The organism is Stenotrophomonas sp. C9D9, from assembly GCF_056491205.1.
The window spans coordinates 72,022-97,493 of sequence record NZ_JBSZIF010000004.1 but is presented as its reverse complement, the minus strand read 5'-3'; the positions used below and the strand labels follow the sequence as shown (position 1 = coordinate 97,493).

19 protein-coding genes and 1 pseudogene are annotated in these 25,472 nt (G+C 67.5%); 11 read left to right on the top strand and 9 right to left on the bottom strand.

All coding sequences use genetic code 11. The features are described 5' to 3' along the window. Positions 1-266: 266 nt before the first annotated feature. Positions 267-2,515 (top strand): annotated as a pseudogene (locus ACXI0D_RS05845) (TonB-dependent siderophore receptor). Between the two features lie 180 nt (positions 2,516-2,695). Further along, a complete protein-coding gene (locus ACXI0D_RS05840) occupies positions 2,696-3,676 on the top strand; it encodes a cation diffusion facilitator family transporter (protein WP_101765157.1) in 981 nt (326 codons plus the stop codon). 38 nt (positions 3,677-3,714) lie between these two features. Here the strand turns inward: ACXI0D_RS05840 and nfi are convergent, their stop codons facing one another. Further along, entirely contained in the window at positions 3,715-4,389 is a 675-nt protein-coding gene (gene nfi / locus ACXI0D_RS05835; protein WP_479642408.1) for a deoxyribonuclease V, read from the bottom strand. Positions 4,390-4,483: 94 nt separating this feature from the next. Here nfi and gpmA point away from each other — a divergent pair, with 94 nt between their 5' ends. Then, complete coding sequence (gene gpmA / locus ACXI0D_RS05830; protein WP_032127519.1) at positions 4,484-5,233, top strand: 2,3-diphosphoglycerate-dependent phosphoglycerate mutase; 750 nt, start codon at positions 4,484-4,486, stop codon at positions 5,231-5,233. A gap of 111 nt (positions 5,234-5,344) precedes the next feature. On the opposite strand, the gene ACXI0D_RS05825 is transcribed toward gpmA, so the two are convergent. Beyond that, a complete protein-coding gene (locus ACXI0D_RS05825) occupies positions 5,345-5,806 on the bottom strand; it encodes a hypothetical protein (protein ID WP_049446344.1) in 462 nt (153 codons plus the stop codon). 138 nt (positions 5,807-5,944) lie between these two features. Between ACXI0D_RS05825 and ACXI0D_RS05820 the strand changes: the two genes are divergently transcribed. Beyond that, positions 5,945-8,038, top strand: coding sequence for a M13 family metallopeptidase (locus tag ACXI0D_RS05820; protein ID WP_479642407.1), 2,094 nt, complete (start codon positions 5,945-5,947; stop codon positions 8,036-8,038). A 92-nt stretch (positions 8,039-8,130) separates the two neighbouring features. Here the strand turns inward: ACXI0D_RS05820 and ACXI0D_RS05815 are convergent, their stop codons facing one another. The 4 genes from ACXI0D_RS05815 to ACXI0D_RS05800 form a co-directional block, all read right to left on the bottom strand. Next, positions 8,131-8,748 (bottom strand): HD-GYP domain-containing protein, encoded by a 618-nt coding sequence (locus ACXI0D_RS05815; protein WP_049446339.1) that lies wholly within the window; start codon positions 8,746-8,748, stop codon positions 8,131-8,133. A gap of 44 nt (positions 8,749-8,792) precedes the next feature. Further along, positions 8,793-12,257: a transcription-repair coupling factor gene (mfd, locus tag ACXI0D_RS05810; RefSeq protein ID WP_119007071.1), complete on the bottom strand. Its 3,465-nt coding sequence runs from the start codon at positions 12,255-12,257 to the stop codon at positions 8,793-8,795. A 149-nt stretch (positions 12,258-12,406) separates the two neighbouring features. Further along, positions 12,407-12,952: a GNAT family N-acetyltransferase gene (locus ACXI0D_RS05805; protein WP_004150340.1), complete on the bottom strand. Its 546-nt coding sequence runs from the start codon at positions 12,950-12,952 to the stop codon at positions 12,407-12,409. Positions 12,953-13,047: 95 nt separating this feature from the next. Continuing rightward, positions 13,048-13,905, bottom strand: a complete 858-nt coding sequence (locus ACXI0D_RS05800; protein WP_049446337.1) for a 23S rRNA (adenine(2030)-N(6))-methyltransferase RlmJ — start codon at positions 13,903-13,905, stop codon at positions 13,048-13,050. A gap of 35 nt (positions 13,906-13,940) precedes the next feature. Between ACXI0D_RS05800 and creB the strand changes: the two genes are divergently transcribed. From creB to ACXI0D_RS05765, 7 genes are all read left to right on the top strand, one after another. After that, positions 13,941-14,666 carry a two-component system response regulator CreB gene (creB, locus tag ACXI0D_RS05795; protein WP_458220097.1) on the top strand — a complete coding sequence of 242 codons (726 nt, stop codon included), beginning with the start codon at positions 13,941-13,943 and terminating at the stop codon, positions 14,664-14,666. Positions 14,667-14,669: 3 nt separating this feature from the next. Further along, on the top strand, positions 14,670-16,130 hold the full coding sequence (creC, locus tag ACXI0D_RS05790) for a two-component system sensor histidine kinase CreC (RefSeq protein ID WP_479642406.1): 1,461 nt from the start codon (positions 14,670-14,672) through the stop codon (positions 16,128-16,130). A gap of 81 nt (positions 16,131-16,211) precedes the next feature. Further along, positions 16,212-17,531, top strand: a complete 1,320-nt coding sequence (gene creD / locus ACXI0D_RS05785; RefSeq protein WP_479642405.1) for a cell envelope integrity protein CreD — start codon at positions 16,212-16,214, stop codon at positions 17,529-17,531. Positions 17,532-17,541: 10 nt separating this feature from the next. Further along, positions 17,542-17,952, top strand: coding sequence for a hypothetical protein (locus ACXI0D_RS05780; RefSeq protein ID WP_049446331.1), 411 nt, complete (start codon positions 17,542-17,544; stop codon positions 17,950-17,952). 127 nt (positions 17,953-18,079) lie between these two features. Beyond that, the gene (locus tag ACXI0D_RS05775; RefSeq protein WP_119007065.1) at positions 18,080-19,672 is read left to right on the top strand and encodes a M20/M25/M40 family metallo-hydrolase; all 1,593 of its coding nucleotides are present in this window, start codon (positions 18,080-18,082) and stop codon (positions 19,670-19,672) included. 151 nt (positions 19,673-19,823) lie between these two features. Then, positions 19,824-21,227, top strand: coding sequence for a glutamate--tRNA ligase (gene gltX, locus ACXI0D_RS05770; protein ID WP_262084530.1), 1,404 nt, complete (start codon positions 19,824-19,826; stop codon positions 21,225-21,227). A 34-nt stretch (positions 21,228-21,261) separates the two neighbouring features. Continuing rightward, the gene (locus tag ACXI0D_RS05765) at positions 21,262-21,753 is read left to right on the top strand and encodes a Fur family transcriptional regulator (protein ID WP_004150412.1); all 492 of its coding nucleotides are present in this window, start codon (positions 21,262-21,264) and stop codon (positions 21,751-21,753) included. A gap of 70 nt (positions 21,754-21,823) precedes the next feature. Here the strand turns inward: ACXI0D_RS05765 and ACXI0D_RS05760 are convergent, their stop codons facing one another. From ACXI0D_RS05760 to ACXI0D_RS05750, 3 genes are read right to left on the bottom strand one after another with little or no spacing between them, the layout of a single operon-like run. Beyond that, on the bottom strand, positions 21,824-22,978 hold the full coding sequence (locus tag ACXI0D_RS05760; RefSeq protein ID WP_479642404.1) for an HlyD family secretion protein: 1,155 nt from the start codon (positions 22,976-22,978) through the stop codon (positions 21,824-21,826). A gap of 8 nt (positions 22,979-22,986) precedes the next feature. Then, on the bottom strand, positions 22,987-24,660 hold the full coding sequence (locus ACXI0D_RS05755) for an MFS transporter (protein WP_479642403.1): 1,674 nt from the start codon (positions 24,658-24,660) through the stop codon (positions 22,987-22,989). Then, positions 24,660-25,226, bottom strand: coding sequence for a TetR/AcrR family transcriptional regulator (locus tag ACXI0D_RS05750; RefSeq protein ID WP_010483118.1), 567 nt, complete (start codon positions 25,224-25,226; stop codon positions 24,660-24,662). The genes ACXI0D_RS05755 and ACXI0D_RS05750 overlap by 1 nt, the downstream gene beginning before the upstream one ends. Positions 25,227-25,472 lie beyond the last annotated feature (246 nt).

Here is a 25,472-nt window from a genome sequence, read left to right as displayed (position 1 = left end):
GGCAAACCACGGGTATCGGCCGCGGCGGCATACGGTTGATGGCGGGTTAGCCGGCCAGTTTACGCGCGGTGCAGGGTTGCACGGTGCGCAAAGCACATCGGCGTCGCTGCGGCAATGAGTGAACGCATTTGAGAATCACTCGCATTAATGGGAGAATGCGCACACGGATCGGGCCGCAGGTGACTGCGGGACTGCTCCGCCTCCCCCTCGTCGTTGCCTCAAGCCCTTTGCCAGAGGCCCCGTTGCCCTGCCAGAAGGTCCAGATCATGTCCCGAGCCGTTGTCCTTTCGCCGCGCCCGCTGGCGCTCGCCGTTGCCGCCCTGCTGGCGGGCAGCGCCCTGACCGCCCAGGCCGAAACCGACGCAACCGATATCGACACGGTGCATGTCACCGCCTCGCAGATCGCCCGCCAGGCGTTGGGCACTTCGACCATCACCGCCGAGGACATCGCCAAGCGCCCACCGGCCAACGACATCGCCGAACTGCTGCGCACCATGCCGGGCGTCAACCTCACCGGCAACAGCGCCTCGGGCCAGTACGGCAACAACCGCCAGATCGACCTGCGCGGCATGGGCCCGGAGAACACGCTGATCCTGGTCGATGGCAAGCGCATCGGTGCGCGTGACGCCGTACGCATGGGCCGCAGCGGTGAGCGCAATACGCGCGGCGATACCAACTGGGTGCCGGCGGAAATGATCGAGCGCATCGAAGTGCTGCGCGGCCCTGCGGCGGCGCGCTATGGCTCCGGTGCGTCCGGCGGCGTGGTCAACATCATCACCAAGCGCCCGACCGGCAACCTGACCGGTGCGGTCGACCTGTATGGGTTGGTGCCCGAGCACAGCGCCGAAGGCGGCAGCGAGCGCGTCGGCCTGCAGCTGAGCGGGCCGATGACCGACACCCTGTCGTTCCGCCTGTACGGCAATCTCAACAAGACCGACGCGGACTCGCTGGACCTCAACCGCCAGTACGCGACCAACCCGAACGCGGTGCCGCCGGCTGGCCGCGAGGGCGTCAAGAACCGCGACGTCAACGCGTTGCTGCGCTGGGACATCACCGCCGATCAGGTGGTGGAGTTCGAAGCCGGTACCAGCCGCCAGGGCAACATCTACGCTGGCGACCGCGCCGTCAGCACCACCGGTACCTCGACCGGTGTCGACCTGGCGGCACTGGCCGAGGGCGAGGCGGAAACCAACCGCATGTACCGCAATACCGGCGCGATCACCCATCGCGGCCGTTGGGGCGACGTGACCTCGCGGGTGACCGCCGCAGTGGAAGCGGTGAACAACTCGCGCATCAACGAAGGCCTGGCCGGTGGCCCGGAAGGCAGCTTCAACGGCACCGACTGGTCGACCTCGCGCCTGCGCAACTACCAGCTGGATGGCGAAGTGAGCTTCCCGACCACGCTGGGTGGCGCCGAGAACATCTGGACGCTGGGCTTTGAATACCTGGACAGCCGCCTGACCGACCCGTATTCGATGAGCCAGTCCAGCAGCAGCGGCGGCGGCTTCCCGGGGCTGTCGGCCGACCGTGCGCGCGGCAAGGCCGATGCGCAGACCACCGCCGTATTCGTGGAAGACAACATCTACCTGGGTGAGCGCTGGATCGTTACCCCGGGGCTGCGCTTCGACCACCACAGCCAGTTCGGCAACAACACCAGCCCCAGCCTCAATGCGCAGTTCCGCATCAACAGCGACTGGGTGGTGAAGGGCGGCATCGCGCGCGCGTTCAAGGCGCCGAACCTGTACCAGTCGAACCCGGACTACCTGTACTACACCCGTGGCAATGGCTGCCGAATGCACTGCCGAGCCTGGGTGCTGGTTGCTACATGCGCGGCAATGCGGACCTGAAGGCGGAAACCAGTCTGAACAAGGAACTGGGCATCGAGTGGGCACCGCAGAGCGGCTGGCAGGCCTCGTTGACCTACTTCCACAACGACTACAAGGACAAGATCCAGGCTGGCTACACCCAGATCGGGCTGACCGCCGACACCAAGGGCCGCATCTTCCGCTGGGAGAACGCGCCGAAGGCGATCGTGCAGGGGCTTGAAGGCAACCTGGTGATTCCGCTGCTGGGCGAGCAGGGCAACCGCCTGAAGTGGAGCAACAACTTCACGTACATGGTGGAGAACGAGAACAAGAGCACCGGCCAGCCGCTGTCGGTGATCCCGAAGTACACGATCAACACGATGCTGGACTGGCAGGCCACCGACAAGCTGTCGGTGCTGCTGACCGGCACCTTCTACGGCAAGCAGAAGCCGGCCACCACCAACATCAACAATGATCCGCGCTGCACCGGCAGCTGCGATGCGTCGATCGCACTGCAGGACCGCGGCGCCTACAACATCTGGGGCGTGAGCGCGCGCTACAAGGTGACCGAGACGGTCAGCTTCGGCTTCGGCGTGAACAACCTGGCCGACAAGCGCCTGTTCCGCGAGGCCAACAGCAGCGATGCCGGCGCGGCGACCTACAACGAGCCGGGCCGCGCGTACTGGGCCAGCCTGCGCTTCGGGTTCTGAGCGCACGCGGACGTCGGTCCGCTGCCTTCGCCAGGCATGGCCTGGCGCTACCGGCCACGCTCCGGTAGCGCCGGGCCATGCCCGGTGAGGGACCGCGTGGCCTGCAATGTTATAAACACCGTAATAGTCTCCCCCGCCAGCACGGCGTAGCCTGCACCGCATCGCAAAGGAGCTGTTGCCATGGGCCACGACCACGATCACCTGCCATCCGAGATCCGTCACGAGAAACCCTTGTGGTGGGCACTCGGCCTGACCTCCACCTTCCTCGTCGTCGAGGTGGTGGGCGCGTTCTGGACCAACAGCCTGGCGCTGCTGTCAGACGCCGCGCACATGGCCACCGATGCGTTGGCGCTGATGATCGCGCTGGTCGCGGTGCGGCTGAGCCGGCGCCCGCCGGACGCGCGCCGCACCTACGGCTACGCACGCCTGGAAGCGCTGGGCGCGATGATCAACGGCGCCATGCTGTTCGTGGTTGCCGCCTACATCCTGTGGGAGGCGGTCGGGCGCTTCCGCGAGCCGCAGGAGATTGCCTCCTCCGGCATGCTGGTGATCGCCGCCGCGGGCCTGGTCATCAACCTGATCTCGATGCGCCTGCTGCAGGCGGGCAGTGGCGAGAGCCTCAACGTGAAGGGCGCCTACCTGGAAGTGTGGGCGGACATGCTCGGCTCGGTGGCCGTGATCGCCGGTGCATTGCTGATCAAGTGGACCGGCTGGAAGCCGATCGACCCGATCCTGGCGGTACTGATCGGCCTGTGGGTACTGCCGCGCACGTACGTGCTGATGCGAGAGGCGATCAACGTGCTGCTGGAAGGCGTGCCCAAGGGCATGGACGTGGCCAAGGTGCGCGACAGCCTGTCCGGCCATGCCGCCGTGCTGGACGTGCATGACCTGCACGTGTGGGCGCTGGCCTCCAGCACCCCGGCGCTGACCGCGCACATCGTGATGCGCGACGGCACCGATGCCGATGCGCTGCGCCGTGAGCTGGGCGGGCGCCTGCACGATGACTTCGGGATCGAGCACGTGACGCTGCAGATCGAAGCGGACCACTGCGGCGAAGCCTGTGGTGAGCCGGCGCCGGCCAAGGGCAGCGAGCACGAGGGCCATGAAGGCCACGACCATGGCGAGGACGCGCAGGGCCATCGCGGCCACGTGCATCGTTGATCGAGGATGACGACCGCGCCGGGCGGTGCCCGGTGCGGTCATTCGTCCCGTCGCGAGGCCAGCCGGTCCGCCAGCCGGGTCGGCTCCGGCAACCGGTAGCCGCGCAGCGTGCGCTGCACCCAGTCCAGCGCGGTATCCGCACTGACCCGATGGCCGCCGGCCACGAACAGTGGCTTGCAGCGCACCTTGCTGCGCAGCACCCAGCCCAGTTGCTCATCGCCATCCATCAGCGGCGTATGTGCGCCGGCCTCGGCGCCCGGTTCGACGAACCGGCCGACCAGCTTCGACTTGGCCACGCCGATGCTCGGCAGGTCGGTGACCACACCGAGGTGAGCGGCCACGCCCAGCCGGCGCGGGTGGCTGATGCCATGGCCATCGACGAACACCAGGTCCGGCGTGCGCGGCAGCAGCGCCAGCGCGGCCAGCAGTGCCGGCAGCTCGCGGAAGCTGAGCAGGCCGGGGATGTAGGGCATCACCGTGGGGATGCGCGCGATCTCCTGCACCACAGGCTGCAGCGTCTCCCCGTCCAGCAGTACCGCCGCGGCGCGGGTGATGGCGCCGCCGTCTTCAAAGCCGACATCCAGCCCGGCCAGCCAGCGCACCGTGCGTGGCAGGCGGTCCTGGCGCTCCACGCGGCCTGCCAGCTGCAGCTGCTGCGCGCGTGCCGCGGCGACGCTGCCTTCCCAGCGCCCGGGGTCGATCACCGTATTCATTGGTCACAGCATCGCATGCGCGGTGCCACGGCCCGGTGAGCGGCGCCCGGGGCTACAATGGCAGCCTGCCTTTCCTCGCGTTGGAGACCCTGCAGTGACCCGTAAACTCGTACTGTTGCGCCATGGCCAGAGCCAGTGGAACCTGGACAACCGCTTCACCGGCTGGGTCGATGTCGACCTGACCGAGCAGGGGCGCCGGGAAGCGGCCGCCGCGGGTCGCCTGATGCGCGAGGAAGGCCTGCAGTTCGACGTCGCCCACACCTCCGTGCTCAAGCGCGCCATCCACACCCTGCAGGGCGCACTGGCCGAGCTGGAACAGGACTGGCTGCCGGTGAACAAGTCCTGGCGTCTCAACGAGCGCCACTACGGTGGCCTGCAGGGCCTGGACAAGGCTGAGACCGCTGCCAAGCACGGCGAGGAGCAGGTCAAGGTGTGGCGTCGTTCGTACGACATCCCGCCGCCGGCCATGGACCTGGAAGATCCGGGCCACCCGATCCATGACCGCCGCTACGCCGGCCTGGACCGCAACGCGCTGCCGGGCACCGAATCGCTGGCGACCACGCTGGACCGCGTGCTGCCGTACTGGCACGACGCCATCGCGCCGCAGCTGAAGGACGGCAAGACCGTGCTGGTCACCGCCCACGGCAACTCGCTGCGCGCGCTGTACAAGTACCTCAACAACGTCTCGCGCGAGGAAATCCTCGAGCTGAACATCCCGACCGGCATCCCGCTGCTGTTCGAATTGAACGACGACCTGACGGTGAAGTCGTTCCGCTACCTGGGCGACCCGGAAGCAGCGCGCAAGGCCGCTGAAGCCGTGGCCAACCAGGGCAAGGCGAAATAAAGAAGCAGAAGGCCGGCGCAAGCCGGCCTTCGCTTTTGTAGAGTCGAGCCATGCTCGACTGACGCTGTCGCACCCCAGTAGAGCCACCCCATGGGTGGCTGCATCTGCCAGCTACGAAGGACCCAACAGACGCGCGCTCGGCGGCTGCAACGCGGCAATGTCGATGACGTGGTCCTGGCATATCACCTGATAGTGCGTGAATGGGCCGGGGTAGCGGGTGTCGGCGAAGGTGGCACGGTCCAGATAATCGAGGAACTTCGAACGGCTGTAACGGCGGAACAGGTTGCCGCTCCAGGTTTCGGAGTCGTCCCAGCTCTGGTAGGACTCGTTGTGCACGGCGTAGCTGATGTAGGCGTTCCAAACCAGCTCGAACCGCTGCGAATGGGAGGTTATCTCTATCGCGCGCACGCCCTCGATCGAACGTCCATTGCCGAGGTCCACTGGGCGAGGCTCTCCTTTCACCTGTCCCTCTTCGATGACCAGCCGCAGACAGTTGGCCTCCGGTTCGCCAATACCCGTCAGGAATAGATACTCGCAGCGGTCGAGGGCCAGTAGCAGCGCAGCGTCGTCCATGGGCGTGAGATCCGGTGATCGGGAAGATTAAGAATACCGGCATGCAGTTGGTTGGCGACTCCACGGGCTCGTGACCTTTGGCCGGTCCCCAGCTCCGTTCCCCCGGCTACCCTGTGAAATTACCCGCAGGAGAGCCTCATGAACGTCCGCAACCTGGTCCCGCTGGGCCTGACCATCGCCATCGCTGCCTCGCTGGCGGCCTGTGGCAAGAATGAAACCGCGCCGGCGGCCAGCGCCGACGCCAAGCCGGCCTTCGACCTGTCGCAGATCAAGACGCCGCTGATCTCGCTCAACAGCGCCGATCTGGACCCGGCCATTTCGGCCTGTACCGACCTCAATGGCTTCGTCAACAGCAAGTGGCGGAAGGCCAACCCGGTGCCGGGCGACCAGACCACCTGGGGCAGCTTCGAGATCCTGCGCGAGCGCTCGCTGGAAGTGCAGCACACGCTGGTGCAGCAGGCCGCCGCCAGTCAGGCCAAGGCCGGCTCGGTGGAAGCCAAGATCGGTGACATCTGGAAGACCGGCAACGACGAAGCCAAGATCGAAGCCGCCGGCCTCGCTCCGCTGCAGCCGCAGCTGGACAAGATCACCGCGCTGAACGATACCGCTGCGATCACCCAGTACCTGCGCGACAGCCAGGCCGAGGGCAAGGGCGTGCTGTTCTCGCTGTTCGCCAATGCCGACTACAAGGATTCGGCCAACGTCATCGCCTACGTCGGCCAGGGCGGCCTCGGTCTGCCGGAGAAGGGCTACTACTTCGACGACGCGCAGGCCAAGATCCGCGATGCCTACGTGGCCTACATCGCACAGGTGCTGACCCTGTCCGGCGTGGACGCGGCGCAGGCGGCCGAGCAGGCCAAGGCTGTGATGGCCTTTGAAACCCGCCTGGCCAAGGCCTCGATGTCGCGCATTGAAATGCGTGACCCGGCCAAGCGCTACAACCCGCTCAGCGCGGCCGACGCCGACAAGCTGACCCCGAACTTCAGCTGGACCGCGCTGTTCGACACCCTGAAGGTGCCGGCCGCGCAGAAGTTCTCGCTGGCCCAGCCGGGCTTCTTCGGTGAAATGGACAAGATGCTGGCCGACGTGCCGGCCAGCACCTGGCAGGCCTACCTGCGCTTCCACACCATCGACGACGCCTCGCCGTACCTGAGCAGCCAGTTCGAAAAGGCCAACTTCGAGTTCTATGGCAAGACCCTGCGCGGCCAGCAGGAAATGCAGCCGCGCTGGAAGCGCGTGCTGGAGTCGGTCAACGGTGGCATGGGTGAAGCCCTGGGCCAACTGTACGTCGACGCCGTGTTCCCGGCCGAATCCAAGGTGGCCATGCAGCACCTGGTGGAAAACCTGTCGCAGGCGCTGAAGGCGCGCCTGGAGCAGCTGCCGTGGATGGGCGAAGAAACCAAGAAGAAGGCCCTGGAGAAGTGGGCCAGCTTCACCCCGAAGATCGGTTACCCGGACAAGTGGCGTGACTGGGCGGGCCTGCAGACCAACGGCGACAGCTACCTGGGCAACATGCAGGCGGCACGTGCGTTCAACTACCGCTACATGCTGGACAAGATCGGCAAGCCGGTGGACAAGACCGAGTGGGGCATGACCCCGCAGACCGTCAACGCGTACTACAACGCCACCAAGAACGAGATCGTGTTCCCGGCGGCGATCCTGCAGGCACCGTTCTTCGACGCCAAGGCCGATCCGGCGCTGAACTACGGCGGCATCGGTGCGGTCATCGGCCACGAAATGATGCACGGCTACGACGACTCGGGCAGCCAGTTCGCCGCCAACGGCAACTTCGACAACTGGTGGACCGATGCCGACCGCAAGGCCTTCACCGAGCGTACCGACCAGCTGGTCGCGCAGTTCGACGGCTATGAATCGGTGCCGGGCGTGTTCGTGAAGGGCAAGCTGACCCTGGGCGAGAACATCGGCGACCTGGGTGGCCTGACCGTGGCCTACGACGCGTTGCAGATGGCGCTGAAGGAGGACCCGAAGGCGAATGTCGAAGTGGACGGCCACAGCCAGGACCAGCGCTTCTTCATGAACTGGGCCACCGTGTGGCGCCGCAACTTCACCGATGGTGAGCTGCGCGTCCGATTGAACACCGACCCGCACGCCCCGGCCAACTTCCGTGCCAACGGCGCGCCGTCGAACATGCCGTCCTATGCCGCTGCATTCCAGTGCAAGGCCGGCGACGCGATGGTGCGTGCCGACGACAAGCGCGTGGTGATCTGGTAATCGATCATGCGTGATGCGTGATGCAGAAGGCCCGGCGAATGCCGGGCCTTTTGTTTGCGCGGTTGGTGGCGTCGGGCGGTGCCCGGTGGATCTCAGGCCAGCTCCGGCTCCCGTGCCAGCATGCGATGGAAGCGCTGCAGCACGTAGGGGTCCACCAGCCCGCCGGATTGCGCTTCGATGATCCGCAATGCGGTTTCGTGCTCCATCGCGTCGCGGTACGGGCGCACGCTGGTCATCGCATCGTAGGCATCGGCGATGGTGACGATGCGCGCGCCCAGCGGGATGGATTCGCCGCGCAGCCCATCGGGATAGCCGCTGCCATCGAAGGCTTCGTGATGGGCGCGGATCAGTCGCGCCACGGGCGCGGCGTCGCTGCGGCCGGTGGCCAGGAAGATATGCTCGCCGCGCACCGGGTGCTCGCGCATGATCGCGCGCTCCTCATCGGTGTGCCGGCGCGGTGCCAGCAGCACATCGTCGGGAATGCCGATCTTGCCGATGTCGTGGAAGCGCGCGGCCAGGCCGATCTGCGCACAGGCCTCGTCATCGAGATCGCAGTGCGCGGCAAGGCGCTGCGCGAACAGGCCGACGCGGTCGCAGTGGTGGCGGGTATAGGCGTCGCGCATCTGCAGCGACATCGAAAGGGCATCGATCAGGCAGGCCTGCGCGTGCAGCAGGTCGGGGGCGGGTACGGCGTCAGGAAACATGGTCATCCGCCCGCACCGGGTGGGGACCGGTGCGGGGTATTCGGGGGCGATCAACCCGGGGCGAGGGTGGTCAGAAGGGCGCGGGCCGCGTTGAAGCGGTCTTCCGGCAACGGCAGCGGGTGCTTGATGCGCAGCTTGTCAGGCCCTTCCATGGCGTACAGGTTCGGTTGTTTCTGGATCAGCTGGATCACCGCCATCGGGTCGATGTTCGGCTTGGATTCGAACACGATGCGGCCACCGTTCTCACCCAGGTCGAGCTTGCGGATGCCCAGCGTATTGGCTTTCAACTTCAGCTCGGCGATGGCGAACAGGTGCTTGGCCGCATCCGGCAGCAGGCCAAAGCGGTCGATCATCTCCACCTGCAGCTCGCGCAGCGCATCGCTGTCGCGCGCGCTGGAAATGCGCTTGTACAGTGTCAGACGGGTGTGCACGTCCGGCAGGTAGTCTTCCGGAATCAGCGCCGGCACATGCAGTTCGACCTCGGCACCGCGTACTTCCTCGCCGGCATCCAGGTCGGGCAGCTTGCCCTGCTTGATGCTGCGCACCGCGCGCTCCAGCAGTTCGGTGTACAGGCTGAAGCCGACCTCGGCCATCTGCCCGCTCTGGTCCTCGCCGAGCAGTTCACCGGCGCCGCGGATCTCCAGATCGTGCGTGGCCAGGGTGAAGCCGGCGCCGAGTTCGTCCATCGAGGCGATCGCTTCCAGGCGCTTCTCCGCATCCGGGGTGATCGAACGGCGGTCGGGCGCCACCAGGTAGGCGTAGGCGCGGTGGTGCGAACGACCGACGCGGCCACGCAGCTGGTGCAGCTGGGCCAGGCCGAAGCGGTCGGCGCGGTTGATGATGATGGTGTTGGCGTTGGGGATGTCGATGCCCGACTCGATGATCGTGGTCGACAGCAGCACGTTGAAGCGCTGCTTCTGGAAATCCAGCATCACCTTTTCCAGCTCGCGCTCGGGCATCTGGCCGTGGGCGATGCCGATGCGTGCCTCGGGCACCAGCTCGGACAGCTCGCGCTGCATGCGGCCGATGCTTTCCACGTCGTTGTGCAGGAAGTACAGCTGGCCACCACGCGCCAGCTCGCGCTGGAAGGCTTCGCGCAGCAGCGCGTTGTCCCACTGGGTGATGAAGGTCTGCACCGCCAGCCGGTTCGGCGGCGGCGTGGCGATGATCGACAGGTCGCGCAGGCCGGCCATGGCCATGTTCAGCGTGCGCGGAATCGGCGTGGCGGTCAGGGTCAGCAGGTGCACGTTGGCGCGCAGCGCCTTCAGCGCTTCCTTCTGGCGCACGCCGAAACGCTGCTCCTCGTCGACGATGACCATGCCCAGGTCCTTGAACTTCACGTCCGGCTGCAGCAGGCGATGGGTACCGACGATGACGTCGATGGTGCCGGCGGCGACCTTTTCCAGCTCGGCCTTGATTTCCTTGGTGGTCTTGAAGCGCGACAGCACCTCGACCTTCAGCGGGTAATCGGCGAAACGGTCGCGGAAGTTGCGGTAATGCTGTTCGGCCAGCAGCGTGGTCGGCACCAGCACGGCCACCTGCTTGCCGGCACTGGCGGCCGCGAATGCCGCACGCACTGCCACCTCGGTCTTGCCGAAGCCGACGTCGCCGCAGACCACGCGGTCCATCGGCTGGCTGCTGGCCAGGTCGCGCAGGGTGGCGTCGATCGCGGCCAGCTGGTCCGGCGTTTCCTCGAACGGGAAACCGGCGGCGAACGGCTCGTACATCGCGCGGTCCACCTGCAGTGCCAGGCCGGCACGCGCCTGGCGGCGGGCCTGGATCTCCAGCAGCTCGGCGGCGACGTCGCGCACCTTCTCGGCGGCCTTGCGCTTGGCCTTGCTCCACTGTTCGCCACCCAGCGAATGCAGCGGCGCGGTTTCCGCCGACGCACCGGAGTAGCGGCTGATCAGGTGCAGCTGGGCGACCGGCACATACAGGCGGTCACCCTTGGCGTATTCGATTTCGAGGAACTCGCCGGGCATGCCGCCGACGTCCATCGCGATCAGGCCGCGGTAGCGGCCGACGCCATGGTCCTCGTGCACGATCGGCGCACCCTCGGTCAGCTCGCCAAGGTCGCGGATGATCGCTTCCGGCTCGCGGCCGGCACGGCGCGTGCGACGGGTGCTGCCGGCGCGTTCGGGGAACAGCTGGCGCTCGGTCAGCACCGCGATGCGCGGGTCGTCCAGTGCGAAGCCATCCTCCAGCGGCGCCACCGCGATCGCGAAGCGCGCATCGTCGGCGAGGAAGCTGGGCAGGTCGGCCGCCACCGGCGGCTTCAACTCGGCGGCCTGCAGCACTTCCAGCAGCGCCTCGCGGCGGCCGGGCGAATCGGCGGCGATCAGCACCCGGCCCGGATAATGGCCGAGGAAGGATTTCAGCGCGTCGCCTGCGGGCGCCTCGCGCGCGGCCACCGGCAGCGGCGGCAGCGGCTGGTCGCCCAGCGCGTGCGCGTCGGCGATGCGTGCGTGGTCAGCCGACCACACCTCGATGCGCGGGGCATCGTTCAGACGCTCGCGCAGCAGCTCCGGCGACAGGTACAGCGCGGACGGCGGCAGCAGCGGCCGTTCCACATCGTGGCGGCGTTGTTCGTAGCGCTCACCGGTCTGCGCCCAGAATGCCTCGGCGGCTTCGCCGGCACCGGCGCAGACCACCGGCAGGCTGCCGTCGGGCAGGTAGTCGAACAGGGTCGCGGTGCGTTCGAAGAACAGCGGCAGGTAGTACTCGACGCCGGCCGGCGCCAGCCCGGACTTCAGGTCCTGGTACAACGAACTGCGCCGGGTATCGACATCGAAACGCTCGCGCAGCGTGGCCAGCACGCGGGCGATGCTGGCTTCATCCATCGGCACTTCGCGGCCCGGCAGCATGTGCACCGCCTCGACCTTGTCCAGCGAACGCTGGCTTTCCGGATCGAAGGCACGGATCGAATCGATGTCCTCGTCCAGCAGCTCCACCCGCAGCGGCTCGTCGGCACCCATCGGGTACACGTCGAGCAGGCCGCCGCGCACAGCGAAGTCACCCGGGTCCATCACCTGCGGCACGTTGCGGTAGCCGGCGCTTTCCAGGCGGCGCTTCTCGGCCTCCAGGTCCAGGCGCTGGCCGACCTTCAGGTCGAAGCTGCCGCCGATCACGTAGCTGCGCGGGGCCAGCTGCTGCAGCAGGGTCTGCACCGGCACGATCACCAGGCCGCGCTTCAGCGCGGGCAGGCGGTGCAGGGCGGACAGTCGCTGCGAAATGATGTCCGGATGCGGGCTGAAGCGGTCGTAGGGCAGGGTTTCCCAGTCCGGGAAGGCGACCACCGGCAGGGCCGGGTCACCGCCGAGCAGGGTGTGCAGGTCGGCTTCGAGCTGGTTGGCACCGTGGTTGTCACGGGCGATCACCAGCAGGGGCGCGTCGTGCGCACGCGCGGCCTGGGCCAGGTACCAGGCCAGGGCGGTCGGCGATGCGGGGGCGCGCCACCAGGCGCGGAGCTGGCCGGCGCGCGGCAGCGGCGGGGCGGGGTATGAGGTACGCGACATGGACCCCGGATTTTAGCAGAAGCCCGATCGAAGCCCGGCGGATCGTGACGGCCGCTGGCCGGCGGCCTCATGCGCCGTTGGGGTAGCGGAATGCCGGCCAGCGGCCGGCACGACCGGAATACATCGCCGGGGCATGCCCGGCGCGGCCTTCAGTTGTCCAGCTCCAGCACCATCCGCACCAGGCCTTCGGCACCGGTCGGGTGCGGCACCGGCTTGAAGCCCAGCGAGGCGGCCAGCTGCTTCATCGGCTCGTTCTCGGCGGCAACGTCGCCGTACAGGCGGTCCAGGTACTTGCCGCGGCCCCACTTCACCAGCTTGCGCATCAGCTGCCGGCCCAGGCCCTGGCCAATGAGGAAGCGGCTGATCAGGATCGCGTACTCGGCTTCACGGGTGCCGGGGATGATCGAGGCCCGGGCGACCGCGCCGACCACCGCTTCGCCAGCGGGCAGGGATTCGGCTGCGACCAGGGTGATCTCGGTCTTGGGATTCGGGTGGGTCAGGCGCTGGGTGGTTTCCGGCGAAAGCTCGGTCACCGCCTGCAGGAAACGATCACGGATTTCTTCCGGCCCGAACAGGCTGAACGCCGCTTGCAGCGGTGCGCCATCTTCCGGGCGGATGGGGCGGATCAGCAGCTCGTGGCCGCTGGGAGCCTTGAAGATCTCATGCCAGGGCGGCATGCGGTTGCGAGTGGCCATACCGGGTGATTCCTTGGTGGTCCATCGATTGTGGCATCACCGGGGCTGCATTCCGTGAACGAAAGGCTCACGGCGGTACAGCCTCGTGAAGGCCGTTATTCGGGGGCTTTGAGCCAATCCAGGCGGGTGCTGGCCCCGGGTTCGCCCAGGTGCTGGCGCAGCGCCGGCAGGGCCGGGCCGACCACCCGGTCGAACTGCCACGGCGGGTTGAGCAGCAGCATGCCGCTGCCGTTGAGGCGCAGCGGCGAGTCGTCCGGGCGCACCAGGAACTCGATCGTCATCGCCGATTTCACCGGCAGGGCGGTGGCCTTGCGCAGGAAGTGCAGGATGGTGCGGCGCTGCTTGATCGGGAACCACACCGCGCAGGTGGCCTGCGGCCAACGTGCCAGGGTCTCGGCCAGGGCGGCCAGGACGGCCTGGTATTCGGCGTCCTGGGCCTCGTAGGGCGGGTCGATCAGCACCAGGCCACGGCCGATCTTGCTGCCGTTGAACTTCGGCGGCAGCAGCGAACGAAGAAGGGCATAGCCATCGCCGGGGCGCACGTCGACGCGGCTGTCATGGGCGAACAGGGCCTTCAGCGTGGCCGTTTCGGCTTCCTGCAGCTCGCAGACCGCCATGCGGTCCTGCGCGCGCATCGCCTGTGCGCTCAGCAGCGGTGAGCCCGGGTAGTTGGTCAGCGCGCCCACCGGGTTGTCGGCCTGCACCGCCTTCAGGTAGCGCTCGACCACCTCGGGCAGCTTGGGCTGGGCCATCAAGCGCATGATCCCGGATTCGGCCTCCAGGGTCTTGCGGCTCTCTTCGCTGGCCAGCAGGTAACGGCCGGCACCGCCGTGGGTGTCGAGCACGAAGAACGGGCTGTCCTTGCGCTTGAAGCTGTCGATCAGGGCCAGCTGCACGATGTGCTTGAGCACATCGGCGTGGTTGCCGGCATGGAAGGCGTGGCGATAGTTCATGGGCGGCAGTGTACGGGGCGGCGGCCGCAGCGGCTATGCTGCGCGCCATGACAGCTCCTGTTGCCCATGTCCTGGTGGTCGAGGACGAAGCCGCCATCGCCGAAACCGTGCTCTATGCGCTGCGCAGCGAAGGCTATGCCGCCAGCCACTGCCTGCTGGGCGGCGAGGCCCTGCAACGGCTGCAGGCCGGCGATATCGACGTGGTGGTGCTGGACGTGGGCCTGCCCGACCTGGGCGGTTTCGAGGTCTGCCGGCGGCTGCGCGCGCAGCCCGGGCCGGCGGCACAGCTGCCGGTGATCTTCCTGACCGCCCGCAACGATGAAGTGGACCGCGTGCTCGGCCTGGAACTGGGCGCCGACGATTACATGACCAAGCCGTTCTCGCCGCGCGAGCTGGTGGCGCGGGTGCGTGCGCGCCTGCGCCGTGCGGCACCGGCCGTCGCAGCGCCCCGCGCGGACGCCGGCTGGCAGGAACACGGGGCGTTCGCCATCGACCGCGAAGGCCGGCGCATCCGCTTCCGCGGCCATGCGCTGGACCTGACCCGCTACGAATACGCGTTGCTGGAAGCGCTGCTGCAGCGCCCGGGGGCCATCCTCAGCCGCACGCAGCTGATGGACCGGGGCTGGGACAGCAGTGCCGACAGCGCCGACCGCACCGTCGACACCCATGTAAAGACGCTGCGCGCCAAGCTGCGTGCGGCCGGTGCCAGCGACGACCCGATCCGCACCCACCGTGGCCTCGGCTACGCGCTGGAGGTCTAGCCGATGCGCCTGGTACTGAAGCTGTTCCTGGGCTTCTTCCTGATCACCGGCATCGCGGCCTTCTTCGTAATGCGCGTGTTCGTCAACGAGGTGAAGCCGGGTGTGCGCCAGGCGATGGAATCGACCCTGGTCGATGCGGCCAACGTGCTGGCCGAGATGGCCGCCGCCGACGTCAAGGACGGCACCATCCGCAGCGGCAGCTTCACCCGCAACCTGGCCAAGGCGCGGCAGCGCGACCTGAAGGCGATGGTCTGGCGTTTTCCCAAGCGCTCGCTGGATTACCGGGTGACCATCACCGATGCCAAGGGCATCGTCATCTACGATTCGCTGGGCCGCGACCTTGGGCGTGACAATTCGCGCTGGAACGATGTCTACCGCACCCTGCGTGGCGAGTACGGCGCCCGCTCCAGCCCCGAGACTGGCGGCGAAGAGGGCGACACGGTGATGCATGTGGCGGCCCCGGTATACGACCCGGCCGACGGGCGCACCCTGATCGGCGTGCTCAGCCTGGCCCAGCCCAACCGCAGCATCGATCCGTTCATTGCTGCAAGCCAGCGCGCCATCATCGAGCGCGGCGCCTGGTTGATCGGGCTGTCGGCGCTGGTCGGCGTGCTGGTGACGATGTGGCTCACCACCGGCCTCGGCCAGCTCAGCCGCTATGCACGCGCGGTCACCGCCGGCGAACCGGTGCCACCGCCACGGCGGCGACGCGACGAGATCGGCGATCTCGGCCAGGCGCTGGAAACCATGCGCCGCAAGCTGGAAGGCAAGGCCTACGTTGAACAGTACGTGCAGTCACTGACGCACGAAATGAAGAGCCCGCTGGCGGCGATCCGCGGTGCCGCCGAGCTGCTGCAGGAGCCGCTGCCCGAGGCGGATCGCGTGCATTTCGCGCGCAGCATCGTTGATCAACAGGAGCGGCTGACCGAGACCATCGACAAGCTGCTGGCGCTGGCGGAAGTGGAACAGCACGGCTGGCTGCAGACCCGCGATCCGATCGCGCTGCCAACCTTGCTGGCCGATGCGGCAGCGGCGGCGCAGGTGCGTGCGCAGGCGGCCGGCGTGCAGGTCCGCATTGGCAGCGTGCCCGACCTTCGGGTGCAGGGCGACGCCTATCTGTTGCGGCAGGCGTTGCACAACCTGATCGACAACGCCATTGCCTTCTCGCCGCCCGGCGCGGAGATCGCGCTGCAGGCCGAGGTGGACGGGCAGGGCGTGCGCCTGCAGGTAGCGGATCGCGGTGCCGGCATTCCCGACTACGCGCGCGAACGGGTGTTCGAACGCTTCTATTCGCTGGCCCGCCCCGGCAGCGGCCGGCGCAGTTCCGGTCTGGGCCTGCCGTTCGTGCAGGAGGTCGCGCGCCTGCATGACGGCCGCGCCAGCCTCGACGCCCGCGATGGCGGTGGTACCGTGGCCAGCCTGTGGCTGCCGTTGGCACTGCCGGGCCAGCGTCCGCGCCGCTGACTTCACACTCGCTTCAAATTCGCCACAAACCCTGCTCACCGCAGCGGTCCATCCTGCAGCCCTCTCCAACGAGGATGGACCATGAAATCCCTGAAGATGCTGCTGAGGTTCGCCATTGTCGGCGGGCTGATCCTGTTGTTGCTGGTGCCGCTGATGATGATCCGCGGGGTCATCACCGAGCGCAGCCAGTACCGCGACGAGGCCTTTGCGCGAGTGGCCGACAGCCGTGCCGGCACGCAGCAGCTGGTGGGCCCGGTGCGGGTGGTGCCGTGGGTGGAACGCAAGCAGGTCGAGGTGGTTGACGCCCAGGGCAGCAAGAAGATCGAGGAGCAGGTCACCGAGGGCCACTGGCTGCAGATGCCAGCGTCGCTGGAGGTGGGCGGCGAGATGCTGCCGAGCCAGCGCGAAGTCGGCCTGTTCAAGGTGCCGGTGTACAGCTGGAACGGCCAGCTGAAGGCCACCTTCGCAGCAGACGACTATCCATCGAAGAGCGGCCGCAGCTACGGCGAGCCCTATGTAGCGCTGGGTGTTTCCGATGTGCGTGGCCTGGTCGGCACGCCGAACCTGCGCGTGGACGGCAAGCAGCTGCGGTTGCTGCCTGGCGTTGGTGCGGCCAGCGAAATCGGCCGTGGCCTGCATGCGCCGGTGAGCGGTCTTGCCTCGGATCAGGGCCTCTCCCTGGCTGCCAGCACCATCGAACTGGAGCTGCGCCTGGACGGCAGCCGCATGCTGTCGGTGGTGCCAGTGGGCGATGACACCCGCATCGCGCTGCGTTCGAGCTGGCCGCACCCGTCGTTCAGCGGCGCCTTCCTGCCCAACGAGCGGCGCGTCGATGCACAGGGCTTCGATGCACGCTGGGCCGTGTCCTCGCTGGCCTCCGACGCACAGCGCCAGCTGCGCAGCGAGGGGCCGATCGATTCGCAGGCGGTGACGGTGTCGCTGGTCGATCCGGTCGATACCTATACCCAGGCCGACCGCGCCTCGAAGTATGGCGTGCTGTTCGTGCTGCTGACCTTCGTCGGCTTCATTTTGTTCGAGCTGATCAAGTCGCTGCGCATCCACCCGCTGCAGTACCTGATGGTCGGCCTGGCGCTGGCGATCTTCTTCCTGCTGCTGATCAGCCTGTCCGAGCACATCGCGTTCTGGAAGGCCTACCTGGTCTCGGCCGTGGCCTGTATCGGCCTGCAGGCGGTGTACCTGGCCAATGTGCTGGGCCACTGGAAGCGCGGCCTCGGCTTCACTGCGCTGCTGACCGTGCTGTACGGCGCGCTGTATGGCCTGCTGGTGTCGGAGAACAACGCGCTGCTGATGGGGTCGCTGCTGCTGTTCGTGATCCTGGCGCTGGCGATGTGGGTGACCCGCCGGGTCGATTGGTACGCGCTTGGCGCGGACCTGAAGTAAGGAGCACGCCATGAGCTGGCGCCAGGGATTGCGGCAACGGGCACGGCAGGGCATTCCGGCCCTGCTGGAAGTGGATGCACTGCTGCAGGCACATGGCGTGCTGGCGGCCCTGCCGGGGGCACGGATCGCCCCCGGCCTGGTCCGCTTCCAGCTGGCCGCGGTGACCTGCGAGGGATTGCAGGGCAAGGGCCTGGCCTGGTTGCAGGGCGCGCGGCAGGGACGCGGTGCGCTGGCGGGGAAGGTGCCGCGCTACCGGCCATGGAAGGCCGGGGCGGACGCACTGACCGAAATCGGCATCGGTGGCCTGCCCGATGACTGGCCGGCGCATGCGGCGGTATACGGCTGCAGCAGCATCGACCGGCGGCACTGGTTGCTGCTGCTGCCGGAGCGGGCGCAGTTGTGGCTGGGCTGGAGTGGGTGATTCGGCAGTTCATCCACGCATGGCGTGGATCTACTGTCGCTGTCCATGACCGATGGGACGGTATCGGCGCGCCCCTGCTGGCTAGACTCGATGGGTTGATGAGCAGGCCGGAAGGCAGGGGTGTGATGTGTTGAAGTGGGGCGTGCTGGCCGTAGCGCTGGCGATGGGTGGCAATGCAGCGGCGCAGCAGCGCGAAACGGTGGACCTGGACATGGTCAGCCGCATCCGCCAGGAGGCCTTCCATCGTTCGCAGGTGATGGACACCTTCAGCTATCTCACCGAACGCATCGGCCCACGGCTGACCAACTCGCCGGCGATGGGCCGGGCCAACGCGTGGACCCGCGGCAAGTTCAACGAATGGAAGCTGGACAACGTCCACGACGAAGCCTTCGATGACTTCGGCCGTGGCTGGGAGTTCACCTCGGCCAGCGTGGAAATGCTGGGTGACCGCATCCAGCCGCTGCACGCGCTGCCGAAGGCGTGGACGCCGGGCACCCAGGGCCCGGTTGAAGGCGAGCTGGTGCAGGTCGAGATCAAGAAGCCCGAAGACATCGAGAAGTACCGCGGCAAGCTGCGTGGCAAGATCCTGTTGCTGGGTGAAGCGCGCGAATACAAGCGCGGCACCGAGCCGGATTCCCATCGGCATGACGCGACCTCGCTGGAAGGCCTGCAGGAGTTCACCCTGCCGAAGGACCAGGACGCCACCGCCGAGCGCGCCAAGCGGGTCAAGGAGTACCAGGAACGCCAGCAGCTGGCGGCCAAGGTCAATGCGTTCTTCGTCGAAGAGGGCGCGCTGGCCTCGATCAGCATCAGCAGCTGGGACAATGGCATCATCCGCGTTGCCGGCGGCGGCTCGCGCAAGGCCGGCGAGCCGGTGGGCATCCCCGAGCTGGCGATGATCAGCGAGCACTTCAATCCGCTGGTGCGCGCGCTGAAGGCCAAGCAGAGCGTGCGCCTGCGCGTGGATGTGGCCGCGCGCTTCACCGATGAAGCCGACCAGCCGGGCTACAACACGCTGGCCGAGATCCGCGGCAGCAGCAAGCCCGATGAAGTGGTGATGATCGGTGCGCACCTGGATTCCTGGCACAGCGGCACCGGCGCGGCCGACAACGCCGCCGGCGTGGCGGTAATGATGGAGGCCATGCGCATCCTCAAGGCCACCGGCGCCAGGCCCAAGCGCACCATCCGCGTGGCGCTGTGGAGCGGCGAGGAGCAGGGCCTGATCGGCTCGCAGGCCTATGTGGCCAAGCATTTCGGCCGGTTCCCGGAGCCCACCGACCCGGCGCAGAAGGCGCTGCCGGCCTCGCTGCGCGAACCGACCGGCGCGCTGCAGAAGACCCGCGATTACAGCAAGTTCCAGGTCTACTTCAACATGGACAACGGCTCGGGCCGCTTCCGTGGCATCTACGCGCAGGAAAACCTGGCGGCGATGCCGATCTTCGAAGCCTGGCTGGCCCCGTTCCATGACGTCGGCGCCACCACCGTGGCCACCCGCAACACCGGCAGCACCGACCACATCAGCTTCGACCGCATCGGCCTGCCGGGCTTCCAGTTCATCCAGGACCGGCTGGACTACTTCACCAATGTCCACCACAGCCACCTGGACACCTGGGACCACGCCGAACCGGAAGACCTGAAGCAGGCCGCGGCCATCGTCGCCTCGTTCGCCTACAACGCCGCGATGCGCGAGCAGTCCTTCCCGCGCAAGGTAGAACCGTAAAAGGGGACGGAGGGGATTAAGTCGTATCTCCCCTCCGTTTCCCGGCTGCAGGTCAAGCGGCTGGGCAATCGCGACTTAATCCCCTCCGTCCCCTTTTTCGCAGGGGCGGTGGGCTGGTAAAATCGGGGGATTCCCGTTCCTCGAGCCGTCCATGACCTGCCGCACCCGCTTCGCCCCCAGTCCCACCGGCTACCTGCATATCGGTGGTGCCCGCACCGCGCTGTACTGCTGGCTGGAGGCCCGCCACCGTGGCGGCGAGTTCGTGCTGCGCATCGAGGACACCGACCGTGAACGCAGCACCCAGGGCGCGATCGACGCCATCCTGGAAGCGATGGAGTGGCTGGGCCTGGACTACGACGAAGGCCCGATCTACCAGACCGACCGCGTCGCCCGTTACCAGGAAGTGGCCGAGCAGCTGATCGCCGACGGCAAGGCCTACTACGCCTACGAAACCCGCGAAGAGCTGGACGCGATGCGCGAGGCCGCCATGGCCAGGCAGGAAAAGCCACGCTACAACGGCGCTGCACGCGAACTGGGCCTGCCGTACAAGGACGACCCGAACCGGGTCATCCGCTTCAAGAACCCGCTGGAAGGCACGGTGGTGTTCGACGACCTGATCAAGGGCCGCATCGAGATCGCCAACAGCGAGCTGGATGACATGGTCATCTTCCGCCCGGACGGCTACCCCACCTACAACTTCGCGGTGGTGGTGGACGACTGGGACATGGGCATCACCGAGGTCATCCGCGGCGACGACCACATCAACAACACCCCGCGGCAGATCAACCTGTACGAAGGCATCGGTGCGCCGGTGCCGAAGTTCGGCCACATGCCGATGATCCTCGACGAGCAGGGTGCCAAGCTGTCCAAGCGCACCGGCGCGGCCGACGTGATGCAGTACAAGGACGCCGGCTACCTGCCCGATGCGCTGCTGAGCTACCTGGCCCGCCTGGGCTGGTCGCACGGTGACCAGGAGCTGTTCAGCCGCCAGGAGCTGATCGACCTGTTCGACGTGAAGGACTGCAACTCCAAGGCCTCGCGCCTGGACATGGCCAAGCTGGGCTGGGTCAACCAGCACTTCCTGAAAACCGAGGATGTGGCCGCCATCGTGCCGCACCTGGTCTACCAGCTGCAGAAGCTGGGCCTGGACGTGGCCGCTGGCCCCGCCCCGGAGGACGTGGTGGTCGCCCTGCGTGAACGCGTGCAGACCCTGAAGGAAATGGCCGAGAAGGCAGTGGTCTGGTACCAGCCGCTGACCGAGTACGACGAAGCGGCGGTGGCCAAGCACTTCAAGGCCGGTGCTGAGGTGGCGCTGGGCAAGGCCCGCGAGCTGCTGGCCGCCCTGCCGGAGTGGACCGCCGAATCGGTGGGTGTGGCCCTGCACGATGCGGCCGCCGCGCTGGAGATCGGCATGGGCAAGGTCGCCCAGCCGCTGCGCGTGGCGATCACCGGCACCCAGGTCAGTCCTGACATTTCCCATACCGTGTACCTGGCCGGCCGCGAGCAGGCCTTGAAACGCATTGATGTGGCCATCACCAAGGTAGCAACGGCCTGAGGCATCCTTGCCAGGCCCGAACCGGAGAACACGCATGCCCGCCAAGACCGCCACTGCCTGTACCGCCCCGCACCACCACGTCCACGACGCATCGGATTTCGTGGCGGTGGTCGAGCGTGTCTCGCGCGAACGCGGGCTGCGCCTGACCCCCATCCGCGCCAATGTGCTGAAGCTGATCGCCGAGGCCGGCAAGCCGGTCAAGGCCTACGAGCTGCTGGAATGGGTGCGCAACGGCAAGGGCGTGGGCGCTGATGCCCCGCCCACCGTGTACCGCGCGCTGGACTTCCTGATGGCCAATGGCTTCGTGCACAAGCTGGAGTCGGTGAATGCCTTCGTGGCCTGCCATCACCCCAGCAGTGCCGCGCACTCGGTGCCGTTCCTGATCTGCAACAGCTGCCACAGCGCGGTGGAACTGGAAGACCGCGAGATCGTCACCCAGCTGGAAAAGCGCGCCAAGGAGCTGGGCTTCCAGCCGCAGGCGCAGACCCTGGAAGTGCACGGCCTCTGCGCGCGCTGCGCAGGCTGAAGGCAGGACGGGATTGGGGTCGGATCCCTTTGCCATTGGCAAAGGGATCCGACCCCGTTTCATGACAAGGCTAGTCCATCGGCTTGCTCGCGGTATCCACGCGCACGATCACCGACATGCCGGGCCGCAGCTGCGCGGCCAGCGTCTGGCCTTCATCGATCGATATCCGCACCGGCAGCCGCTGCACCACCTTGGTGAAGTTGCCGCTGGCATTGTCCGGGCGCAGCACGCTGAACTCTGATCCCGTGGCGGGTGCGATTTCCTGCACGCGGCCGCGCAGCACCTGGCCGTGGAACGCGTCCACCGAGAACGTGGTCGGCTGGCCGATCGCCATCCCCCAGGTCTGGCCTTCCTTGTAGTTGGCCACCACCCACAGCGTGTCAGGCACCAGGAACAGCAGCTGCGAACCGGCGGCGACGTACTGGCCCACGCGCACACTGGCTTCGCTGATCTGGCCGTCGCGCGGCGCATGGATCACCGTGTTGGCCAGGTCGATGCGCGCAAGTTCCAGCTGTGCCTGTGCGCTCTCCACCTGGGCTTCCAGGCTCTTGCGCGCCACCCGGGTCGACACCAGTGTTTCCTCGGCGATGCGGATCTGCGCCTGCGACTGCTGCACGCTGGCCTGCGCCGAGGCCTGGGTAGTGCGGAACTTGTCGCGGTCATTGACCGACACCAGCTGCTGCGCGGCCAGCTCCTCGTAACGCTTGGTCTCGTTGCGCGAGCGCTGCAGTTCGGCTTGCCCGGCCGACAGCGTGGCCCGCGCGGAGGCGATCTGCGCGCGGTTCTGCGCCTGCGACTGGTCCGAGTTCGCCAATGCTGCGTGCGCACTGTCCAGCGTCGCCTGCGCCTGGGCGACACGCTGTGCATAGATGCGGTCATCGATGCGCAGCAGCGGCTCGCCCTGTTTCACATGCTGGAAGTCCTTCACCAGCACCTCGGTCACGTAGCCGTTCACCTGCGGCGCCATCACCGTGATCTGGCCACGCACATAGGCGTTGTCGGTCACCATCACGCTGCTGGTGAACGGCCACAGGTGCCAGGCGCGCAGGATCAGCGCGATGCCCAGCAAGGCCACCACCACCATCACCACCACGCTGCGCGCGCTGGGCTTGAGGTACTTCGGCGCGACCGCGGGTTCTGCCGGGGTGGGCGCGGGCGCCGCGTCGGTCTGCGGCGGTGGGGTCACGTTGTCGGTGTCGTCGGGGCGGGGCGGGACGGGAGGCATGGGGGGACTCAACGGGGCGCGGCCGGCGTGGCCGCAGTGGAAAGGGCGGGGTGGCGCTTGCGCCATTGCTTGAGCACGGCGGTGCGCAGCGTCAGCAGCAGCAACCAGCACAGGAAGCCGATCGCCAGCCAGCCGCTCAGCGTGAACACATCATTGAAGCCGCGCACGTTGGCTTCGCGGCGCGCGGTCTGCGCCAGCTGCGCGCTGCCCTGCGCGCTGCGCAGCACCGGGTCGGTGATCTGTGCGCTGTACAGCTGCTGCTGGAGGCGCAGGCGCTGCGCCACCACCGGGTCGGCGGGGTCGAGCTGGCTGGTCAGCGCGCTGGAATACAGCTGCTCGCGATGCAGCTGGAAGGTGCCCAGCACCGCCGAACCGGCAAGGCCGCCCAGGGTCTGCGTGATCGACAGTGTCACCAGGAAGGTGATCATGTGGTCCACGCCCTGTTTCAACGCGGCGGAGATGCCGAGCATGATCAGCGGGCCCATGAACATGCCGGCACCGACCGAGGCCAGGAACTGGCTGGCGTAGAAGTCGTGCGGCCGGTCCAGGCTGGTGCGGTGCTGGTCGAAGAACGCGGCGGCGCCCAGCAGCAGGATCGCCATCAACAGCTGCGCGATCAGCCGTTTCGGGCCGAAGGTCAGCGAGGCGCCGGCGATGCCGACGATCACCCCGGCCAGGATCACCACGAACAGCGGCCGCATCTGGTCCGGCCCCATGCCCAGCGTGCGCATCAGGTTGACCACGCCGTAGGACTGTTCGGTGGTGAGGAAGCGGATCAGGAAGGCGCCGACGATGAAATGCAGCACCGGCAGTGTCGACAGCCAGCGGATCTGCAGCAGCGGATTGCGCCGGTAGTGTTCGATGATCAGTGCGACGGTGGTCAGCGCGATGGAGGCGATCAGCGCCCAGCCCAGCCACGGTGTATTGAGCCACCAGCGCGTATAGCCCTGCGCCAGCACGATCACCAGCAGCGCGACCGCCGGCGCAAGCAGGGCGAAGGTGAGGAAGTCCAATGGCTCGAAGGCCTTCACCTGGATGCCCGGCGGCAGCTTCAGCACCACCACTGCCGCGAACGCGCACAGTGCCAGCCCGGCTTCGAATGAGTACAGCTGGTGCCATTGGCCGGTATCGACCAGGCCCGGCGACACGATCCAGGCGATCGGCACCGCCAGTTGCGAAAGGCCGACACCGACCACCAGCAGGTTGCCGGTGAACCGCCGTGGCAGCGCCTGCAGCATGTACAGCGTGCCCAGCGTCGAACAGGCCGCGCCGGCGAAGCCGCTGGCAGCACGGGTCAGCATCGTGGTCTCGAAGCTGCCGACGAACAGGTGCAGCACCGCCAGCGCCGCATACAGGCCCAGGCCGATCTCGGCGAACAGGCGGATGCCGTACTGCTGGCGGAACTTGAAAGCCAGCAGGTTGGCGGTGACATTCACCATCGCATAGGCGGCCACCAGCCAGCTGCCCTGGGTCGGAGTGAGTGCCAGCTGGCCCTGCAGGAAGGGCAGGTTGGCGGTGACCAGCGCATTGCCGAGGCCGCCGGTGATCGCCACCAGCAGCGACACCAGGGCATAGGCCACGCGTCGATAGGGCGGATGCCAGGGCATCGATGCCGAACCGGGCATGGTCGGCTTTTCGTGCTCCTCCCAATCCGGAACCGGCTTCAGATACGGCTGGACCATCAGCGGGCCTCGCTGGTTGCTCCCTGGAGACCCCCGCGCAGCAGCTGCAGGGCGCGCCCGGCCAGGTGGGCGCGCTCGTCGCGGGTCTTGCCGCGCAGGGCCGCGCCCAGCATGCCCGAGATCAGTGAAATATCCGTCTTCTCCAGGTCGGCACGGCACAGGCCGGCGGCCTTGGCGCGGGCGATGGGCGCTTCGAGCAGGTCGCGCACGGTCTCGCGCGCGGTGCGCATGGCCGGAACATCGGAGTCGACCGCGCGCCAGTAATCGGCCAGTGCCGGCGAATCGATGATGCGCTGGGCCATGCCCTCGAACACCTCGAACAGGGCGTCGTCGCGGTCGCCCAACTGTTCGACCTGGCGCCGGATACGGTCGACCGTACGCTGCAGCAGCGCCTGGATCAGCGCGGTGCGGTCGGGGAAGTTGCGGTACAGGGTGGCGCGGCCCACCTGGGCGCGTTCGACCACCAGGTCCAGCGGGGCGGTGACGCCATGTTGGCCGAAGACATGATCGGCGGCGTCGAGGATGAGGGCACGGCGGGCAGCAGCATCGGCACGTTGAGCGGTCATGGAATTATTTTCGGACAAAAGTGTCCGTTTGGCGAGACTTTGAGTGACGGGATTGTCCGGTTGTTGTCGTACGCACATCTTTGTGACGGATGTGTGATGGCGTGGGGCGAAATGAAAACGGGGGCCCGAAGGCCCCCGCTGCGTACATGTGGAAGGAGTGGCAAGGAGATCCACGCCATGCGTGGTCTCAAGGCGGGGGGCAGAGCCCATTCCTGCGGAATGGGATCCGACCCCCGGCGTGGTGCA

Excerpts from the sequence above, each read along its gene's own strand:
- creB (WP_458220097.1), top strand. The coding sequence starts at position 13,941 with ATGCTGCGCGCCATGACAGCTCCTGTTGCCCATGTCCTGGTGGTCGAG.
- creD (WP_479642405.1), top strand. The coding sequence starts at position 16,212 with ATGAAATCCCTGAAGATGCTGCTGAGGTTCGCCATTGTCGGCGGGCTG.
- ACXI0D_RS05840 (WP_101765157.1), top strand. The coding sequence starts at position 2,696 with ATGGGCCACGACCACGATCACCTGCCATCCGAGATCCGTCACGAGAAA.
- ACXI0D_RS05760 (WP_479642404.1), bottom strand. The coding sequence starts at position 22,978 with ATGCCTCCCGTCCCGCCCCGCCCCGACGACACCGACAACGTGACCCCA.
- mfd (WP_119007071.1), bottom strand. The coding sequence starts at position 12,257 with ATGTCGCGTACCTCATACCCCGCCCCGCCGCTGCCGCGCGCCGGCCAG.
- creC (WP_479642406.1), top strand. The coding sequence starts at position 14,670 with ATGCGCCTGGTACTGAAGCTGTTCCTGGGCTTCTTCCTGATCACCGGC.
- ACXI0D_RS05765 (WP_004150412.1), top strand. The coding sequence starts at position 21,262 with ATGCCCGCCAAGACCGCCACTGCCTGTACCGCCCCGCACCACCACGTC.
- ACXI0D_RS05805 (WP_004150340.1), bottom strand. The coding sequence starts at position 12,952 with ATGGCCACTCGCAACCGCATGCCGCCCTGGCATGAGATCTTCAAGGCT.
- ACXI0D_RS05755 (WP_479642403.1), bottom strand. The coding sequence starts at position 24,660 with ATGGTCCAGCCGTATCTGAAGCCGGTTCCGGATTGGGAGGAGCACGAA.
- ACXI0D_RS05750 (WP_010483118.1), bottom strand. The coding sequence starts at position 25,226 with ATGACCGCTCAACGTGCCGATGCTGCTGCCCGCCGTGCCCTCATCCTC.
- ACXI0D_RS05825 (WP_049446344.1), bottom strand. The coding sequence starts at position 5,806 with ATGGACGACGCTGCGCTGCTACTGGCCCTCGACCGCTGCGAGTATCTA.
- ACXI0D_RS05815 (WP_049446339.1), bottom strand. The coding sequence starts at position 8,748 with ATGACCATGTTTCCTGACGCCGTACCCGCCCCCGACCTGCTGCACGCG.
- gltX (WP_262084530.1), top strand. The coding sequence starts at position 19,824 with ATGACCTGCCGCACCCGCTTCGCCCCCAGTCCCACCGGCTACCTGCAT.
- ACXI0D_RS05780 (WP_049446331.1), top strand. The coding sequence starts at position 17,542 with ATGAGCTGGCGCCAGGGATTGCGGCAACGGGCACGGCAGGGCATTCCG.
- ACXI0D_RS05820 (WP_479642407.1), top strand. The coding sequence starts at position 5,945 with ATGAACGTCCGCAACCTGGTCCCGCTGGGCCTGACCATCGCCATCGCT.
- ACXI0D_RS05800 (WP_049446337.1), bottom strand. The coding sequence starts at position 13,905 with ATGAACTATCGCCACGCCTTCCATGCCGGCAACCACGCCGATGTGCTC.
- nfi (WP_479642408.1), bottom strand. The coding sequence starts at position 4,389 with ATGAATACGGTGATCGACCCCGGGCGCTGGGAAGGCAGCGTCGCCGCG.